The organism is Timaviella obliquedivisa GSE-PSE-MK23-08B (genome assembly GCA_019358855.1).
Lineage (GTDB): Bacteria > Cyanobacteriota > Cyanobacteriia > Elainellales > Elainellaceae > Timaviella > Timaviella obliquedivisa.
In genome coordinates this window covers 423,033-442,973 of record JAHHII010000002.1, presented here as the reverse complement: position 1 = coordinate 442,973, position 19,941 = coordinate 423,033, and the positions used below count along the sequence as shown (strand labels likewise).

Below are 19,941 nucleotides of genomic sequence, written 5' to 3'. Positions count from 1 at the left end.
TGTTCCATTGCCTTTGGCATTTTTTAAGTATTGTGAAACGCTAGAGCAAAGTCTGTTAGCATTTCAATCCGTCAAATTGCTGGTTTTAGCTTATATAGATGTATCAAGGGAAAGGTTAGGAAACTTATGAAAGCCATGATTCTGGCCGCTGGTAAAGGTACGCGCGTTCGTCCTATTACCTATACTATTCCCAAACCTATGATTCCCATCTTGCAGAAGCCTGTAATGGAATTCTTGGTCGAACTGCTCAGGCAGCACAATTTCGATGAGATTATGGTGAATGTAAGCCACCTCGCCAACGAAATTGAGAGCTATTTTTGTGATGGTCAGCGCTTTGGCGTACAAATTGCCTATTCCTTTGAAGGGCGCATCGTTGATGGCGAACTGGTCGGTGAAGCTGTTGGTTCGGCGGGCGGAATGCGGCGGATTCAGGACTTTTCACCATTTTTTGATGATACGTTTGTGGTACTTTGCGGCGATGCCTTAATTGATTTAAATTTGACCGAAGCTGTTCGTCAGCACCGTGAGAAGGGGGCGATCGCCACAGTCGTCATGAAAACTGTACCTCAAGAAGAAGTTTCCAGCTACGGGGTTGTGGTCACCGACGAAACGGGAAGAATCAAAGCCTTTCAAGAAAAGCCTGCTGTAGAAGACGCTCTCAGCACTGACATCAACACTGGGATTTACATTTTTGAACCTGAAATTTTTGACTACATTCCTTCGGGCGTAGCGTTTGATATTGGCGGTGAGTTATTTCCTCAATTGGTTGAGAAGGGTGCTCCGTTTTATGGAATATCCATGGACTTTGAGTGGGTAGACATTGGTAAGGTGCCTGATTATTGGCAGGCAATCCGGGATGTGCTAAGAGGCAAGGTGAAGAATGTCCAGATCCCAGGGCATGAAGTGGCTCCCGGAATTTATACTGGACTCAATGTTGCAGTCAATTGGGACAAGGTTCATGTGGAGGGCCCCGTTTACATTGGCGGTATGACCCAAATTGAGGATGGAGCAACCATTATTGGCCCTGCCATGGTTGGACCGAATTGTCATATTTGCCGCAATGCAACGGTTGATAATAGCGTTATCTTTCAATACTCTCGCTTAGGTGAAGGCGTACGGTTGGTGGATAAGCTAGTGTTTGGTCGGTACTGTGTCGATAAGACGGGTGTGGCGATCGATGTTCAGGCAGCAGCGCTAGACTGGTTAATTACCGACACGCGGCATGATATGCCTGCCAGCTTGCCCGACGAGCATCGGGCGATCGCTGAGCTACTCAACATTAACGGTAAATAATGATGGGCACCTCAAACCATTCAAATCTGATTAAGATTAAGAAAATCTGATTGAGCAAAGCCTGTCTATGGCGTTGTCTATAGCAATTCTCAGTCCTTGATAAAGTTCTGTAGGAGTTTAGAGAAAAGCGCACTACTTCAAACTTTAGCAGCAGTGCGTTTCGCTTTGCTTCTCAAGAGAACTGTTTAAGGAGATTCATTAGGTGGGCTTAATTTAAGACAATTGAGCGAGGTGCTCGGTCAATAACTGAGTCCATCATGAGTAGCTAGATTAGAATCGCTAAACCAATAGTTGTGCTTCCTGAATTCTCAGTTGGGACATAATTTGAAGCCTATCTCGTAGGATAAAAATGCCCAGCGTACCAAAATCTGGGCTTTAGTTCTATCCCAGCAGGCGTTCAGAAATCTAGAAACAGCCTAAAGTGAAACGGGGTATAGCTTGTAACCTCAAGAGCCAAGCAGCGTGTTAGATTGAGTGAATCAGCACGATGGGGTTTTGAAACTGATGACTTTTAGTGATGTGGTCGAGGTGGTCAAAAGTCTTTCTACAGATGAAAAGCGTGAGATTCAACTGTTATTGCAACAATACCTCCGCGAGGAGCGCCGTGACGAGATATATACTAACTTCAAGGCAGCCCAAGTTGAACAGCAGGAAGGTGAACTGAAGTTTTCCTCCAATATCAATGAATTAAAACAATTGATAAAGGAATGATTGTGGAAGTCAGTTTCAGCTCGTCGTTCAAACGTGCGTTCAGAAAACGTTTCAAAGGCAATGTAGATTCAGAAGCAAGGTTTTGGCAAAAGTTGGAACAGTTCACTGTAGATCCATTTGATCCAAGCTTGAAAACGCATAAACTGTCGGGCAAGCTCAAGGAATTTTGGAGCTTTAGCGTCGCTTATGATGAGAGAGTATTGTTTTACTTCACGGAAAATGAAAAAGCTGTGCTTGTAGATATTGGTAGCCATGACGAGGTGTACTGAGCAGGAGCAGTTGCGGCAGCACAACAACGCTGTTACAGCGGACTGAATCAAGTTTCTGGTGTGGATGCAAAAATTACTGAAATTACTGACAGCCACTGAGCAGCAACGTTAGCCTTCGATCGCTCGGTGAGGGCTGTGGCAATTCAGAGCATATCTTGACAGGAAAAAAACTCGTTTATGATCGTTGGAACGATTCAATTAGTTGGTTAAGAGATAACTAATGGGAAGTGAAGACCAAAACGATCCTTGGGCAGTACCACCCGATCTCACGCTAGATAGCGAAGAACTTCATGAAGTTGACAATCTTGTAAACAATGAGGCTCTGGGTTTCGATTCTCCTGTTAATATTCTGCTTGCAGGAAACAGCGGAGATGGTAAAAGCACCTTAGCTAATGCGATGCTCGGCGTTGAACTAGCAGCGACAGGTACTGGCTTTCCTGTAACGAAAGGAATTCAGTGTTATGAATATCGAGACAAGCCTCTTACTCTATTTGATACCGAAGGCTTTGAAGTTCTAGATTCAGAGCGAACGGTTGGTGCAGTAAAGGAATTAATTGAATCTTGCCGAAAGCAGAAGGACAGCAAGCAGCATATTCACATAGTCTGGCTTTGTATCGCAGCAACATCACGGCGGTTACAACAGGTACACATTGACCTAGTTCGCCTTTGCTCTGAACTTCAGATCCCCGTTATTGTGGTCATTACAAAGTCTTACTTGAAAGACGATTCCTCTAAGGCTTTCTTGAAAGTTATTAGTGACTCTTTGCCTGAAGCGGATAGCATTATTCCAGCGTTGGCGAAAGAAATGTATTTTGGCAAACTCCGTGTAGCACCTTTTGGGTTGGTTCAACTACTGGATGCAACCCTCAATCTAATCCCTACTGCGTGTCAATCGGCACTGAAGTTTTCCCAGGTTGCTGATTTTAACCGGAAACTAGAAACTGCGACTAAAGTGGTCAATGTGACCGCACTTGGAGCAGTTAGTCTATCTTTCCCTGCTGCTTTTGTTCCGGGTGGTCATGCCGCATTGTTAATTCCGCTTGAAATGAACATGATTCATCAGATCAATAGGGCGCTAGGAATTAATCTTGGGAAACAAGGGCAAATGGCTGTTGCAAAAGGCACTCTGGGAATTGTCATGGCGACAGTGGGAGGGAAGTTAATTTTTACTGAAACGATGAAGTTCATTCCTTTTGTCGGTCAGATCATATCGACACTGGTTGGCGGCACTATTGCGGGAACAGTCGTTAAAATATTTGGCACCGCATATATTGCCACCGTGGGTGAAATGGTTCGAGTGGGTACATCTCCGACAGCAGGTTCAATTATCGACGCGATCTCATCAGCCCTGTCAACTCATCAACATCAGATTGTGTCAGGTGCAACAACACTAATAGAAGAATCGATTAGAAGGCAAAAGTGATGACCTTTAACTCAACGGATGACACCATTAATGTGATTATTATTGGAAATACTGGGGAAGGCAAAAGTACCTTAATTAATGCAGTATTCAATTTCAATATATCAATGACTGGCGTTGGTAATCCCGTCACACAGGAAATCTTTTCGTACAAAGTGCCTAGGAGTCAGCTACAGCTTTTTGATACAAAAGGCTTTGAGATTGAGACTTTCCAAGAGACCGTTGAAGCAGTTAATCAATTTATAAACGAGCGTTCAAAAGATATAGACATCAGCAAAAAGCTTCACTGTGTTTGGCTTTGCGTAAGCGCCCAATCGTCCAGATGGCAGAAGGTGCAACAAACGTTCGTCAATCTTTGCAGGGATTTAGCTATTCCTTGCATTGTAACGGTTACCCAGTCTTATGGTGACTATGAGCAATATGTTGAATTTATTCAAGCTAACGTACCAGAAAACGTACCGGTAATTCCAGTCCTAGCCAAATCCTTAGGACTACCTGACGGTACTACGATCGATGCTTGGGGGGTTGATGATTTACTAGAGCTAACTACAACTGTAGGGAATGCTTTCAAGTTAGAGATGGTTGCACAGAAAAAACAAACGGAGAGTAAATCTATGAATAACCAGAGTCAATTATTTCAAGTAGCTGCTGAAGTAGCGAAAGCATTGAATCGAACAGCTGATGAAAGTCTTCCAGGAAAATTAGCTGGGATTGTCAAGTTGCACGCGGGAATTGCTGTTGGAAGTGCCTTTATCCCAGTGCCTGGTGCAGATATGGCAGCAGCAGCAGCTAACATCTGGACAATGTACGTACGTATTAATAGGGAACTTGAATTACCATTTGCTGAAAATCTTATCAAAAGTCTTGCGACTGGCGTTGTGACTAATCTGGGGGGTGCTGCTGTAGCAACTATGGTAGTTGGGAGTGTAATCAAGTTTGTACCTGGACTCGGTTCAGTTGGGGGTGCTGCTGTAATGGGTGCAACTATTTATGGAGTTACATTGGCATCAGGAATTATTTACATGAAAGCAATCTCAAAATTGCTGAGTACGAAAAACTCAGGGCAAGTTAACGAAGAAGATTTAAAAACAGCAGTTGATGAAATTATGAAGGATAAACAGTCTGTTCAAACCATTCTTAGGACTGCCAAAGAAGGTTATAAAGATGCAAAGAAGGACACCTAGTTGCAACAATCAGCAACTTCAAGCAGTAGCAAGGACTAATTCGATTGCCTTGCGAAGATTTTTATTGAATTCTTGGAAACTATGGAATGTGGGTTTTGGAATAGTCCGTTAATAGCAATCTTGTTTGAGCTATGAAGCGATCGCCTGTAAAACTAAATTTCTTAGTCTTTGTAGATTCACACCTAGCTTTTTGAGGACTTGCACTGCAACTCCGTCACCTCCTCTGATAAGCCCTAAGAGTAAATGTTCAGTGCCAACATAGTTATGCCCAAGTTGATCAGCTTCTATTTTCGATAGCTCCAGTAGACGCTTAGCTCTTGGTGTGAATGGGATTTCCGCTGCAACATTATCAGATCCACGTCCAATTATCTTCTCAACTTCAATTCGTGTATTTTTGAGATTGACTTTGTTCAATTTCAACGTTGCGGCAGCAATACCTGTGCCTTCTCCAACTAAACCTAGCAGAATCTGCTCAGAGCCTACAAAATTATGCTTTAAACGTCGCGATTCTTCCTGAGCTAGGATAACCACTTTTATGGCTTTGTCTGTAAATTGACCAAAAAAGGTTTTAGGAGAAGGATCTTGAGGAGAAGAAGCTACCTCTGTTGAATTAGCTATTATCCAGGGTCGGTTAAGTGCGTTTGTTATTGCAGCGCGAGTTCGCTCATTTGAATTGTTTCTCATCTGTTCCAACAGAACTCGACCCTGTAGATTACGGCTACCTGCGAGTCCGTAGGCATAGGGAACCATATAAGTATCCGGGGGGTTTTTGAGCATCTGTTCAGCGAGAATATTAATATCATCAAGTAGTAATAATCCTAAAAGCCCTCGCCCAGGATAATACTCATCTTGGGAATTATTATTTCTCAAGATAAGATCAGCAGCCAGAACTATAACTGGTGCTGCTTGGGGAATATCAAGCATTGCCAAGTAGATTAACGCTTCATCCCGATCCGCTTCTGTATATTTTGGGTTGGTAAATAGAAACGTAAGAGGACGGATCATCTCTGGGACAAAAACTCCGAGTGCTCCTAATGTTTGTGCGATCCAACACGACCATTCTTGCGGGAATTCATTGACTAAAAACTTTTTCATCCAATCGACAGAAGCTAATCGACCAGTCGGTTTTGGAGTGATTAAATGTCGTCGGGGTTTAGCACCATCTGCAATAACAGCAATCTCATATATCCAATCTGCTTGGCTATACACTGGATTGATACCCTGCTCTTTTGTCAGGAGCAAGCAGCCTTCCGCCAGAGTCTTCGGATCAAGGCTCTGTCCCCGTAAGAACTTTTCTATTTCTTGAATCTTTTCAGAAGACAATTGTCTACGCCAGAGTGGAGGGCGTTTACCTACAATCGACTCTGAACTACTGTTCCATTCTTGAATAGTTGTACCCATGAGCCAACATAGCGCCTTGATAGCTTTACGCTGAGCTATTTGATCTTCAAAGGAAAGAGCTTTTATGAGAATATCTTCTAGCACTAAGTGTTGGTTGGACGTTAGGAAACAAAGTTTCCACTCATCAACGTAGGATGATTCCATCAGATTGAGAGCAGATTGAATTTGATGAATCTGATGTTTAGCAAGTAAGTCTTGTGCCTCAACAGCGACAATTGAACTAGCATTTCTAGGAGCTGATATCCAACGGCTGTTGAGTGAATTTGCTATTGCAGTACGAACCCGCTCGTTGGAATGGTTCTTCATCGTTTCCAATAAAACTCGACCCTGAGGATCACGGCTACCTGCAAGTCCAAAAGCATAGGAATTTAAGTCTGCATATGGCAACGCCTTACGAAGCTGCTCTGCAAGCACGTTAACATTATCAATTAGCAACAAACCAAATAGCCCTCGGCTGTAAAGATAATCATCTTCACTTTCGGGGGTATCTGCTGCCTGGATGAGCATTGATGTAACTTCTGACGAACCCATTAGGCTTAAATAGACTAATGCTGCATCTCTGCTCTCAATCGGATACTTTGAATTGATGAACAGGAATCGTAGAGGTGGAATCATTTCAGGAATAAAAACACCGAAGGCTCCCAGAGTCAATGCAATACTACAAGAAGAATCCCCAGGTAAACCTTGTTTTAACAGAGTTTCTATCCAAGCTGTTGAAGCGAATCGTCCCGTTGGTTTGGATGCAGGTAAAAAGTAGCGAGGCTTGGCACCATCAAAAATGTAAGCCAGTTCAAGAATCCAGTTCAACTGGTTGATAACAAGATCGAGACCCTTCTCTTTTTTTAAAAGAATGAATCCCTGAGCGATCGTACTTGCATCCAAAGTATTAGATTGCAGGGCTTGCTCGATTTTTCGGATGTCTGCTGGTTCTAGTTCGCTTAAGTCAGCCTGTAGATAATGCTCAATCAAAGCTTGCGGTGATAGATTAACATTTTTCAGTGCTTGGATTTCAGCTTCCCTCTCAGAGATTCGTTGTTTTAGTTCTTGAATTTCATTACTGCACCTGCGCTTTTCCCGTGGATCTGTGGCACAACGTAGCTTCTCCTCATACTCTTTGAGCAGGTTGAAATCTTCTTTCAGTTGTTCTTCGAGGTACTGGTGCAGGTTCACTTCTCACTTCCTCCGTAACTTAGTCAGCAGTTGCTCCCAGGCTGACTTGATGTTGAAGCCACTTGCCAACTCCAACTCGCCTTCGTAGTCCACTAGAAAAGGCACAAGGGGTAGTGTGAACTTCAATTTGTGCCTAGCATCTAATTCAGGGGCTTTAATAATTTCAGCAACGGCAGCTTGACTGGGAGGCAAAGCAGGGACGCGCTCCTCTAGCACTGCCAGCATCTGCTGCATCTGCTGTTCTGGTACTTGGTTCGCTTCCAGTGCGTCCAGAAGGTTCTGTGTCAACAGCAATTGATTTCGATCGAGATGCTGAGCCACTGCTTCAATCGTGGCTTGCTCCGTTGTGTCATAGCGGAGCAACAAGTCTTGACGCATTCGAGCGAGGTTTTCATAAATAGACACCTGACTGCTCAGTAAAATGTTCAACTTCGCATCCATTTGCTGCAATTTATTTCCCATCTCCTGCATTCGAGCCGAGGGTTGACCTGTCAGTTGCTGTTGGAGTTCGTTATATTCCTGTCGGTAGCTAGCAACGGATTTCTGCTGTCGCTCAATGTCATGACGATATCCGGCTTTGCGGCGAGGGTTCGTTTCGTAGCTCAATACCTCCTCAAATTCCCTGAGAAGTTCTTGTTCTTGAGCAATATGGTCTTCTAAATCTTGCAGTCTCTGGTGAAAGCCTGGAGAGAGCATCGGGTGAATTTCCTACTTGCTAAATGGTGGGTATGGGCTTAACGATGAAGATCGAGCTACGATCGAACTTAACTGAAGTTTCATTGCTGCTGTTTCTCGTGGGGAAAGGTTTAATTACATCTGATAGAGGCTTTTAGTGCTGTAAGCCTCTTTTCAAGCTCAGCTATCTTCTGGCTTAACGTTATATCTTCCTCTAAGAATAAATGGAGTTAAGTTTCTTAGCTGCTTCGCCAGCACTGGATTCCAGAAATTTGGCGAATGCCAGTGCGGCGATCGCGCCCACAGTAAGAGTAACGGGTTCTGACATGGGTTATTTCAGTAACAATACTTAGACTTCTCATTTATGGCATAATCTCTTTCGACAAACAACATACACTCTAAGTCAATCTGTAATCAGGCACATCAAAAATGTAGGGAAGCCATTCCAAGGGAAGAGCACAAAGCTAACAACTGCGCTGCCTCGGACATCCAAAAGTATCGGTTGAGCGACAGAGGTTATTTGTGTGAGGTGAGCGCGACCGTTAAACAAAGCCCCTGCTCTCTGGGTGAAGAAAGCAGGAGCTTTGGGTTGGCAAGCGCTATTGATTGAGCCAGCCTGCGCTCAAAACAACAGTCAGCCCCATAAACAGGGCGGTCAATGTCCAGGTGACACGATTAAGCGTGGTTTCAGCACTTTTGGTGCTGGTAAAGAGTTGAGCTTGTCCGCCTAACCCGCCCAGTCCGTCTCCTTTGGGGCTATGCAGTAGAACTAGCACAATTAAGCCTAAGGCAGAAACAATCCAAACAATTTCAACAACTGAGATCAATGTCATAGTGGTCAACCCAAATGAATCCAGAGCGATCGCCCTTGTCTAACTATTCTATGTCCATCCATTCAATAACAGACGGTTACAAAGAAACGCGAACCGGAGACCGATTTGCCCGCACATCAAACTCCACGGGCTGGATCATAGATTTCCCAGTCATTTCTATAGGCTGAGCTAACCCCAAGATTTGTAAAATTGTGGGAGCAATATCTGCGAGGTTCCCATCTGAGCGGAGAGAAACCTCTGTCCCATGTCCAGGAATTTTTCGTCCTTCGCCTTCTATCAAAATGAACGGAACTGGGTTAGTTGTGTGTGCCGTCCAAGGGTTTCCTTGCTCATCAAACATCTGCTCGGCGTTGCCATGGTCGGCAGTCAGAAGGGCAGTGCCACCTGCCTGACTGATGCTTTCTAGCAGTTTTCCCACACAGCGATCGACGGTTTCAACCGCTTTAATAGTCGCCTCTACGTTGCCTGTATGCCCCACCATGTCCGGGTTGGCATAGTTGATGACGATGAGGGAGTAGATCCCTTTCTGAATCGCGGCGATCGCCCCTGCCGTTACTTTTGCTGCTGACATTGCTGGAGTGCTGTCGTAGGTGGCAACCATTGGGCTAGGCACTAATTCCCGATCTTCCCCTTCTAGAGCATCTTCGAGTCCGCCATTAAAGAAGTAGGTGACGTGGGCATACTTCTCAGTCTCAGCAGTGCGGAACTGGCGCAGCTTTGCCTTAGAGATGACCTCGCCCAGAATATTGTTAAAGTTCTGTGGCTCAAAGGCAACAGATACGGGAAGGTTAGCAACGTACTGGGTAAAGGTAACAAACGACAGAGGTGATATTAGCGATCGCTCGAAGCCATTAAACTGAGGATCGACAAAAGCCTGGGTGAGTTGTCGAGAGCGATCGGGGCGGAAGTTAAAGAAAATCACACCATCTCCCGACTTTATAGATCCAGGAGCGACACGGGTTGGCACAATAAATTCATCGCCCACCTTCTCTGCATAAGAGGCTTGCAGAATCTCTAGTACCGATCGTTCGCTCACTGCGCCCTCTTGGGTCATCAGATCGTAAACTTTCTGAACCCGCTCCCAGCGATGATCCCGATCCATGGCGTAATAACGACCGCTGAGAGTGGAGAGTTGACCGACTCCCACTTTCGTTACATAGTCCTGAATTTTTTCAATGGCGATCAAACCATCGGTGGGCTTAGTATCTCGTCCGTCTGTAATGGCGTGAATACAGACTTGGGATAACCCTTGCTCTTTCGCCAAATCGATCAGCCCAAACAAGTGACTCAGATGAGAATGAACGCCGCCTTCTGAACACAGACCGACCAGATGCAGCGTTGCTTCCCGCTGGCGCACCTCTGCACAGATACGCAGAAGAGCAGCATTACTTAAAAGTGTGCCATCCTCGACCGCATCGCTAATGCGCACGAGTTCTTGGGGCACGACTCTGCCTGCACCAATGTTAAGATGCCCCACTTCAGAGTTACCCATTTGTCCTTCGGGTAGCCCCACGTTTTTACCAGAAGTTTGGATCAGGGTTCGGGGATAGGCTGCCCAGAGGCTATCGACAACAGGGGTATGAGCGGCAGCGATCGCATTCCCTTCGGTTTCTTCGCTATGCCCCCAGCCATCCATAATCACGAGCACGACTGGAGAAACTTGCGCCTGTGCCATGCGAATCGTCCTCATGAGATAACGAATATTTTCTCAGCAATAATACCATTCCAACTTTCCGTCTAGGATCTGTTCTGCTAGAAATCATGAGCAATATGACGGCGAGTAATGGTTCAAACTATTTGAAATCTCACCTGTGAACTGATCCCTAACCCTTTCTAGATTTTTCTTTTTGCTTTTGCTTATCCCGCTTGACGCTCTCTTTGGCGGCTCTTTCTGCAGCGATCGCCTCTAACTTTACCTTTTCTTTTTCTTCAGCAATCTTGTCTAAGTAATAATGATAGTCACCGCGATAAACCCGTAGTTCGCCGTCCCGAATTTCGACAATTTTAGTGGCGACTTGAGAGATGAAATAGCGATCGTGGGAAACGACAATAGCCGTGCCATCGTAGGCTTTTAAAGCATCTTCCAGCATTTCTTTTGCTGGGATGTCGAGGTGGTTGGTCGGCTCGTCTAAGATTAATAAGTTAGCGGGACGGAGTAACATTTTTGCGAGTGCTAAACGGGCTTTCTCGCCACCGCTGAGCGCCCCAACTTTCTTGAAAACTGTTTCGTTACTGAAAAGAAATCGCCCTAAAAGCGTCCGAACTTCTTCGTTTTTCCAATCGGGTACTTCGTCATGGATAGTCTCCATAACGGTTTTTTCTAAATCCAGCGCTTCGGCTTGGTTCTGTTCAAAATAACCCGAAATGACATTGTGATCCCCTAACTTAACAGTGCCTTCGCTGGGCTGTTCGATTCCCGTCATTAGGTGTAGAAGCGTGGATTTTCCGGCTCCATTGGGTCCCACGAAAGCAATGCGATCGCCGCGTTCTACCAGCAGTTCAGCCCCTAAGAACAAGATTTTTTCGCCATAGGCATGGGTCAAATTTTCAATGATCACCACCTCTCGACCGCTGCGGGGTGCCGGAGGAAATTGGAACCGCAACGTTTTTACCCCGGCAATTGGGGCATCAATTCGCTCAATCTTATCAAGCTGTTTCTCGCGGCTTTTTGCCTGGGTGCTGCGTGTAGCGCTCGCCCGAAAGCGATCGACAAAGGTTTGTTGTTTTTCTAGCTCCTTTTGTTGCCGTTCAAAGGCGCTGAGTTGAGCCAGCTGTGCTTCTTCTTTTTGCAGCAAATAAGCGCTGTAGTTACCTAAATAGGTCGTCGATACGCCGCGCTCGGTTTCAACAATTTGAGTGCACAGGCGATCGAGAAATTCTCGGTCATGGGAGACAATGACCATGGGTGTGTTCAGCCCCTTCAGGTAATTTTCTAGCCACTCAATGGTTTCTAGATCCAAGTGGTTGGTTGGCTCGTCTAGGAGCAGCAAGTCGGGAGACTGGAGCAAAATTTTGCCTAGACCCATGCGCATTTGCCAACCGCCGCTAAACGCTTCCACCAGGCGATCGCCATCATCTAATTCAAACCCTAGTTCTGGCATCAGCTTGTCAATGCGCGACTCCAGTCCATAGCCATCTAGCCCCTCAAACTTGCGCTGAAATTTGTCCATCTTGTGGATCAAATCTTCTAGTTCATTAGGGCTTGCCGACTCCATGTCATGATGAACTTGCATCAAGGCTTTGTTGACCTGATTAGCTTCAGCGAAAGCTTGCCAAAATTCTTCTCGCACGGTGCGACCGGGATCAACATCAAATTCTTGACTCAGGTAGGCAATGTGAAGGCTAGAAGGGCGAATGATCTCACCAGAGGTTGGCTCTATTTCGCCTGCGATAATTTTAAGCTGGGTCGATTTGCCTGCGCCGTTTACGCCGACCAATCCAATGCGATCGCCTGTTTTAACTTCCCAACTCACGTCTTTGAGAACTTCGCCTGTGGGGTAGGTTTTATTAATATGTTCCAAGCGCAGCATGAAGAAGCTCCAGAAGGGGAAGAGGGCAGGCAGAAATACTTGAGCTAAGACTGAGCGTTCTACAGAGAAGGACAGCCACAGATTCACTAACTTTAACAAAAATTAAAGCATCTTCACTCTCTTTTCAACTCACGGGGGCTGTTCTAGTCAGAGTGCAGACTCCATAAGCGTTTCAAGCGCATCTTCCTAGCGTGCCGTAGGGTTTTCATTATTAATTATCTAAAAGTGAACCCAATCTTGGCGATCGCTGCTGTCCATGCTTTAAGACTGTACAACTTGATGACAAGACTAACGAGTGATCAGGATGATGTAGAAAATTAGTAAAGGATCGTTGAAAAGCCAAGGTGACTCAGGATCAGTCATACCTTAACGCGATCATCTCTGAAAAACTCTTGGCTTATTCTCTAGGTTTGACCCTTCTTTCAAATCACTCGTGTCAATTATTAATGTTCAAAGTCAACAATATCCTTTATGTACTGGGTCTGGCTCGACTAATTCAATTTGCAAAATACGTCAGCCTATCATCTCAAAGTGTTAAGGTTCTCATGGTGGATTTGTATAAAGAGCCAGATGAGTATTTTCACACTGCAATCAGTAAAAAAAGATTTTGGCATCAAAGAGATTCTCAAAGATGCTAACTTTAGCCTCAACAGTACCGATAAAGTTGGCTTGATCGGCACAAATGGGTCTGGCAAATCGACCTTTCTTAAAATGATTGCGGGTTTAGAGTCCATCGACGATGGCAAGCTTTTATTTAACTCTGGGGTTCGCATTGTCTATTTGCCTCAGCAACCTGATCTTGATGAAAGTCGAACTGTTCTAGAGCAAGTTTTTGCCGACAGCGGTGAACAAATGACCTTAGTCCGAGAATATGAAGCAATTTCCGATCAACTGACCCACGGTCAAGGAGATCAGAATAAGCTCATGGATCGGCTCTCTGAAGTGACTCATCGTATGGATGCGATCGGGGCATGGGATTTAGAAACTAATGCCAAAATTATTCTCACTAAATTAGGCATTGATGATTTTAGCGCCGTCATTGGGAACCTTTCGGGCGGCTATCGTAAACGCATTGCCCTCGCCACTGCGCTCCTCTCTGAACCTGATGTGCTGCTCATGGATGAGCCGACTAACCATCTCGATGCTCTGTCGGTAGAATGGCTCCAGAGCTATTTGAATCGATATCGCGGTGCGTTATTGCTGATTACTCACGATCGCTATTTTCTCGATCGCGTTACCAATCGGATTCTAGAAATCGATCGCGGTGATCTTTATTCCTATGACGGCAACTATTCCTACTACTTAGAAAAAAAAGCCCAAGCCGAAGAATCTAACATCAATACTCAACGCAAGCACCGAGGGCTACTGCGAAGAGAATTAGAATGGCTGCAACGGGGCGCAAAAGCGCGGAGTACTAAACAAAAAGCGCGGATCGATCGCGCCCATGATCTGCAAAACAAGGAATTTAAACAAGTCCAGGGCAAGGTTGATATTACAACTGCGGGACGGCGAATTGGCAAAAAGGTCGTTGAACTGGCTAATGTCTCTAAAGGCTATAACGGGCGAACGCTAATTAAAGATTTCACCTATGATTTCACTCCCGAAGATCGCATCGGTATCATTGGCGGCAACGGTGCAGGCAAATCTACGTTGATGGATATCATTACTGGGCGAGTACAACCCGACTCTGGCAAAGTTGAACTGGGCAGCACTATTCACATTGGTTACTTCGACCAGCATTCCGATGATCTGGCTATCAATCCTGAACAGCGCGTTATTGATTATTTGAAAGAAGTTGCAGAACTGGTTAAAACTTCTGATGGTTCTATCATTACTGCCTCTCAAATGCTGGAGCGCTTTTTGTTTCCAGGCAACCAGCAGTATGCTCCCATCAACAAGCTTTCTGGAGGCGAACGCCGTCGCTTGTTTCTGCTGCGGGTTTTAATGAGCGCCCCAAACTTGCTCATTCTAGACGAGCCAACCAACGATTTAGATGTCCAAACTCTGGCGGTTTTAGAAGAATATCTAGAGGAGTTTAACGGCTGTGTCATTGTCGTTTCTCACGATCGCTACTTCCTCGATCGCACGGTAGAAACTATCTTTGCTCTCCAGCCTAGCGGCGAACTTCGTCAATATCCTGGCAACTACTCGGTCTACTTAGAATATCGGAAAGCTGACGAAGAAGCCGAATCACAAGGAAGGGGAGAAGGACAAAAAGAGAAAAAGACCGAGAAACCTGAAGAGCCTGCGGCTCAGAACAATTCAAATAGCGTTGCCGCAAGTCCTGCTACATTAAATGCGATCGCAGTAAAAACTCGAAAACTCTCCTACAAAGAGAAGCGTGAACTAGAAACTTTAGGAACTCAGATCCCCAAAATGGAAGATGAGAAGATTGAACTTGCAACGCTTCTTTACCAAAATCCTCCCAGTGATTTTTCTGAAGTTAAACAGATTTCTGAACGGTTATCGGAACTAGAAAAATCTATTGATAAAGCCACTGAACGCTGGCTCATTTTATCTGAGTCAGAATCTTAACTTTCGTCAAATTATGGCTAGTAGACTACGGTGTAAGCACAGCCCTCATTATCACGCTTAAGATGATAGATAAAGAGCTTAAGTCCCTTGCTCATTGATAGGTGAACTTACGCTAGAGACTACTAGCCTTGTATTTTATAAGTGGCTATCTGTGGAAGGACAGGGCTTCTGATTCTTGCCGAGAATGCACAAATTAATAAATATCTTTGAAGACCTAAGGGAGTTGCAATTAAATAACGCTATGGGCGATCGCAACGATCGCCTCTTCATTACAACGATGCCAGGACATGTGTTTGGCATCGATCTCGCGTCCCCGCGACAGAGCGATGGTTCTAGGAAAAAAGTGCTGATTACAAAAACTCCCCGCGGAAATTTAGATGATATTGAGCGCAAAAAAAGCGAGAACTTATCGTTTCAGCTTACATACTTAGATTACACACTTGGAAAAGTGTTTTTTGTCATGTTAAGACTGGTAATCGACACACACTCCTTTCAGGCTTAAAAGTCTCAGCCCATATTGGATTTATTTCTCAGAGGCATACTAGAACTGACGAGGCTTGCAGGAAAGTAGACTTTTTTTGATACAACTAGATTTCAGTGCTTTTTGTTACTTTTAATATATCCTCGGGATAAATAAAAATATACCAGTTTTAGTACTGCTGGTCTGAGAGATGTTCTTTGTCAACATCTCAATTATTGTCTTGCACCTCAACAAACGATTTTACGGAGAATTACAATGTTTTCTGACAGCATAGGGGTTTCTATTCATCAACTAGTCGAAACGCAAGCGTTAAAAACCCCTGATGCCGTGGCAATTGTCTTTAAGGAACAGCAGTTGACCTACTGTGAACTGAACCAAAAGGCAAACCAACTGGCGCATTACCTGCAAACTTTGGGCGTAAAGCCTGATGTTTTAGTTGGGGTTTGTGTGGAGCGATCGCTAGAAATGTTTGTGGCATTACTAGGCGTTCTTAAAGCAGGAGGGGCATATATTCCCCTCGATCCAAACTACCCGCCCGAACGCTTAGCATTCATTTTAGAGGATGCACAAGTGCCTATTTTGCTGACACAACAGCACTTGCATCAGACGATGCCTCAACATAATGCTCAAAACTTGTTTATTGATTCGGGTTGGGAAACAATTGCTCACCATCTCAGCACAAATCCTCAAAGCCAGGTTCAAAGAGATAACCTTGCTTATGTCATCTATACCTCTGGCTCAACAGGTAAACCTAAGGGTGTTCAGATTGTTCATGGTGCAGCGGTTAACCTGCTTCAATCGATGCAAAAAGAACCTGGAATAACTGCGAGTGATACCCTCTTAGCGATCACTACTGTCTCTTTCGATCTCTCTGTTCCCGACTTATATTTACCACTTATTACAGGTGCACGAATTAGACTGATTGAACGTGAAATTGCTGCCGATGCGAATAGATTATCCCAAATTTTATCCGACCCTGATGTAACCTTTGTCCAGGCAACACCAGCAACTTGGCGGTTGGTGTTAGTAGCTGGCTGGAAAGGCAACCCTAACCTTAAAGTTTTGTGTGGGGGAGAGGCTTTGACCAGAGCTTTAGCCAATCAGCTACTTGATAAAGTATCCTCACTTTGGCACATGTATGGCCCAACTGAAACAACGGTATGGTCGATGGTACACCAAGTCGATTGTAGCGATCGCCCTGTGCCACTAGGACATGCGATCGCTGAGACTCAAATTTATTTAGTCAAAGAAGGCTCCCGCCGAAAGAGCGATCCGATTGAACTTGTTGAGGTCGGCGAAGCGGGCGAAATCTATATTGGCGGTGCAGGAGTTGCACGGGGATATCTGGGTCGCCCAGAACTAACCCACGAAAAATTTATTGCTGATCCTTTTAGCTCCAATTCCGAAGCTCGTCTTTATAAAACAGGGGACTCGGCTCGTCTTTTAGCAGACGGCAATATTGAGATGATTGGACGAATGGATAACCAGGTTAAAATTCGAGGTTATCGAATTGAGCTAGGAGATATTGAGACAACCCTCTCACAGCATCCCCATGTGCGAGAATCTGCTGTTATCGCCGTAGAAGATTCTCCAGGAAACCGTCGGTTGGTTGCTTATGTTGTTCTAAATTCACTATCACCAGAACTACGTCCGGCTCAGATCCGCTCATGGCTTAAGGAAAAGCTTCCTGATTATATGGTTCCAGGCATTGTGTTTTTCATGGATACTTTGCCCTTAACCCCAAACCGCAAAGTCGATCGCCGGGCGCTTCCTATCACTACCCTCAATTTACAGGAAGAAATTATTCCGGCGCGCACCCTTCTCGAACAACAGATCATTCAACTTTGGTCTGGCATTCTGGGCGTAGAAGTGGGCATTGACCATCACTTTTTTGAATCAGGGGGAGATTCGCTGCGTGCCGCAATGCTTTTGTCGCGTGCCAAAGAAATGTTTCAAGTAGAATTAACGCTGGAGTGTTTATTTAAAGCCCCAACCGTTGCTGGATTTGCAGAAATTATTAAAGCTTTACGGGCTGGTGTTGATACAGGATTTAAAACCAGTCCTGCGGAATTAATGTCTGATGCAAACTTAGATCCATCGATTCGCCCGATCGCACCTGTTACCCTAATTAAATCTGAGTTTCAGTATATCTTTCTGACAGGCGCAACGGGTTTTATAGGAGCCTTTCTTCTACATGAACTCCTACTCAAATATCCTCAAATTACGGTTTACTGTCTTGTCCGGGCAAATGACTTGGAAACTGCAAGCAGTCGCCTTCGTAAAGCATTAGAAAACTACGACATTTGGCACCCTTCATTTGGTTCTCGCATTATTCCAATTTTAGGAGATTTATCACGACCTTTATTTGGATTATCTGAACAACAGTTTCGAGAATTAGCAGACCGAATTGATGTGATTTATCATAGTGGCGCATACGTCAATTTAGTTTATCCCTACACGGCTCTGCGCAACGCCAATGTCATTGGGACTCAAGAAGTTTTGCGTTTGGCTACCCAAACCCGAACTTTACCAGTTCACTACATTTCGACTATTGATGTGTTTCATGCGCCTGAATATCAGGAAATGGAATTGATCTTAGAATCTAATCAGCTAGAGCATTGTGACGGTTATTCGGAGGGATATGCCCAAAGCAAATGGGTTGCCGAAAAGCTAGTCATTGCTGCCCGCGATCGCGGCTTACCCGTTTGTATCTATCGCTTGGGCATGATTACAGGGCATAGCCAAACGGGTGGATTCCAACTCGACAACTTAATATGCAGAATGATCAAGGGATTTATCCAATTAGGATATGCATCAGACCTTGATCTGAAAATGTCTTTAGCGCCAGTCGATTACATCGCACAGGCGATCGCCCATTTATCTCATCAATCTGATTTATTGGGACAAACGTTTCACCTGGTTAGTCCTCACCAATTAACCCTCGAACAACTCATTGGTGCGATCGCCACATTAGGCTACTCAATCAATGTCCTTCCTCATCTAGACTGGCAGGCAAAGCTTCTGACCATGCCTTCAGATAATGCTTTGGTTCCGGCTATATCTATGTTTACTCAAAGCTGCACTCATCCGAAAGCACCCGTAGAAGCTGCTACATTTGTCTCCCAAGCCTTTGATACCCAGAATACTCAGGCTGGGTTGGCAGGAACTAACATTACTTGCCCCGCTATTACTTCAGAAGTTTTACAGATCTACCTGTCCTATTTTGTCCGTCATAAGTTTTTACCCCGTCCGCCCCGGTCAGCGTTGCAACCAACTGAGCGAGCTTGGGTTGAAATTGATCTAGAAGCGCTGATTCATAATGTGCAACAGATCAAAAAATTACTGTCACCTACCACTAAGCTAATGGCGATCGTCAAGGCAGATGCCTACGGACACGGGGCAGTAACGGTTGCTCGAACTGTGTTAGAGCATGGAGCAACTTGTTTAGGGGTCGCAACGATTTCAGAAGGAATTGAGTTGCGGAGATCTGAAATTAAAGCGCCAATCATACTGTTAGGATCTGCCAATACCCCCAGTCAAGTCCGAACGATCGCCGATTGGCGATTACAGCCCACTTTATGTTCACTGAAACAAGCCCTGATGTTTTCTACAACATTGGCAACTTCTGGGTACAGTGGCTCTCTACCCGTACATCTGTGTATTGATACAGGCATGTCGCGATTAGGAATCTCTTGGCAAAATAGCCATCAGCTTGTGCAACTGGTAGAGCATTTGCCTAACTTACAAATTGCCAGTATTTACTCTCATCTAGCAACTGCAGATGATCCAGATACCAGCACCATGTATCTGCAAAATTCTCGTTTTCAAGAAGCGATCGATCGAATTACAGCAAAAGGTTTTACTCTACCTCAGATTCATCTGGCAAACTCTGCGGCAACCTTGCAAGACTCGGCTTTGCACTACGACATGGTAAGGGTCGGATTGCTTTTGTATGGTCTTGAGCCATCTTCTCATCTTGAAGGAATGATTGATCTCAAACCCGTTCTCCAGGTTAAAGCCAAGGTGACAATGGTAAAGACTATTCCCCCTGGAACTGGAGTCAGCTATGGTCATCAGTTCATTGCAACTCAAGAAACGCGACTAGCGGTTGTGGGGATTGGCTATGCAGATGGCGTGTCTCGTCGTCTTTCTAATCAAATGACTGTTTTAATACGAGGACAGCGAATTTCTCAAGTTGGTATGATCACCATGGATCAACTCATGCTAGATGTGACTTCCCTGCCTGATTTGCAAGAAGGTGAAATTGTTACCCTGATTGGCCAAGATGGCACTGAACATCTTTCGATAGAAGAGTGGTCTCGGATCTTTGGCACTATTTCTTGGGAAATCCTCTGTGGGTTTAAGCAACGCCTACCTCGTTCGACCAAAAGCTATGAGCCGATCGAAAACAACATGTCTGTACTTGTCTCGTAGCATGA

13 protein-coding genes are annotated in these 19,941 nt (G+C 44.9%); 8 read left to right on the top strand and 5 right to left on the bottom strand.

Annotation, left to right across the window (positions count from 1 at the left end):
• Positions 1-126 precede the first annotated feature (126 nt).
• The 5 genes from KME11_05520 (at position 127) to KME11_05500 (ending at position 4,877) form a co-directional block, all read left to right on the top strand.
• The gene (locus tag KME11_05520) at positions 127-1,293 is read left to right on the top strand and encodes an NDP-sugar synthase (protein ID MBW4514666.1); all 1,167 of its coding nucleotides are present in this window, start codon (positions 127-129) and stop codon (positions 1,291-1,293) included.
• A gap of 504 nt (positions 1,294-1,797) precedes the next feature.
• Positions 1,798-2,004 carry a hypothetical protein gene (locus tag KME11_05515; GenBank protein MBW4514665.1) on the top strand — a complete coding sequence of 69 codons (207 nt, stop codon included), beginning with the start codon at positions 1,798-1,800 and terminating at the stop codon, positions 2,002-2,004.
• 2 nt (positions 2,005-2,006) lie between these two features.
• Complete coding sequence (locus KME11_05510) at positions 2,007-2,273, top strand: type II toxin-antitoxin system YafQ family toxin (GenBank protein ID MBW4514664.1); 267 nt, start codon at positions 2,007-2,009, stop codon at positions 2,271-2,273.
• Positions 2,274-2,493: 220 nt separating this feature from the next.
• Positions 2,494-3,696 (top strand): GTP-binding DUF697 domain-containing protein, encoded by a 1,203-nt coding sequence (locus KME11_05505; protein ID MBW4514663.1) that lies wholly within the window; start codon positions 2,494-2,496, stop codon positions 3,694-3,696.
• Positions 3,696-4,877 (top strand): GTP-binding DUF697 domain-containing protein, encoded by a 1,182-nt coding sequence (locus KME11_05500; GenBank protein MBW4514662.1) that lies wholly within the window; start codon positions 3,696-3,698, stop codon positions 4,875-4,877. The genes KME11_05505 and KME11_05500 overlap by 1 nt, the downstream gene beginning before the upstream one ends.
• Positions 4,878-5,006: 129 nt before the next feature.
• On the opposite strand, the gene KME11_05495 is transcribed toward KME11_05500, so the two are convergent.
• The 5 genes from KME11_05495 to KME11_05475 all read right to left on the bottom strand — a co-directional run bounded on the left by KME11_05495 (position 5,007) and on the right by KME11_05475 (position 12,486).
• Positions 5,007-5,561: a hypothetical protein gene (locus KME11_05495; protein ID MBW4514661.1), complete on the bottom strand. Its 555-nt coding sequence runs from the start codon at positions 5,559-5,561 to the stop codon at positions 5,007-5,009.
• Positions 5,562-7,451: 1,890 nt separating this feature from the next.
• Positions 7,452-8,144 (bottom strand): hypothetical protein, encoded by a 693-nt coding sequence (locus tag KME11_05490; GenBank protein ID MBW4514660.1) that lies wholly within the window; start codon positions 8,142-8,144, stop codon positions 7,452-7,454.
• Between the two features lie 578 nt (positions 8,145-8,722).
• On the bottom strand, positions 8,723-8,956 hold the full coding sequence (gene secG / locus KME11_05485) for a preprotein translocase subunit SecG (protein MBW4514659.1): 234 nt from the start codon (positions 8,954-8,956) through the stop codon (positions 8,723-8,725).
• Between the two features lie 76 nt (positions 8,957-9,032).
• Positions 9,033-10,631, bottom strand: coding sequence for a 2,3-bisphosphoglycerate-independent phosphoglycerate mutase (gene gpmI, locus KME11_05480; protein ID MBW4514658.1), 1,599 nt, complete (start codon positions 10,629-10,631; stop codon positions 9,033-9,035).
• A 148-nt stretch (positions 10,632-10,779) separates the two neighbouring features.
• Positions 10,780-12,486 carry an ATP-binding cassette domain-containing protein gene (locus KME11_05475; GenBank protein ID MBW4514657.1) on the bottom strand — a complete coding sequence of 569 codons (1,707 nt, stop codon included), beginning with the start codon at positions 12,484-12,486 and terminating at the stop codon, positions 10,780-10,782.
• A gap of 570 nt (positions 12,487-13,056) precedes the next feature.
• On the opposite strand from KME11_05475, the gene KME11_05470 reads away from it, so the two are divergent.
• The 3 genes from KME11_05470 to alr all read left to right on the top strand — a co-directional run bounded on the left by KME11_05470 (position 13,057) and on the right by alr (position 19,936).
• Positions 13,057-15,021, top strand: coding sequence for an ABC-F family ATP-binding cassette domain-containing protein (locus KME11_05470; GenBank protein ID MBW4514656.1), 1,965 nt, complete (start codon positions 13,057-13,059; stop codon positions 15,019-15,021).
• A 184-nt stretch (positions 15,022-15,205) separates the two neighbouring features.
• On the top strand, positions 15,206-15,523 hold the full coding sequence (locus KME11_05465; GenBank protein MBW4514655.1) for a hypothetical protein: 318 nt from the start codon (positions 15,206-15,208) through the stop codon (positions 15,521-15,523).
• 234 nt (positions 15,524-15,757) lie between these two features.
• Positions 15,758-19,936, top strand: coding sequence for an alanine racemase (alr, locus tag KME11_05460; GenBank protein ID MBW4514654.1), 4,179 nt, complete (start codon positions 15,758-15,760; stop codon positions 19,934-19,936).
• The last annotated feature ends 5 nt before the right edge of the window (positions 19,937-19,941 follow it).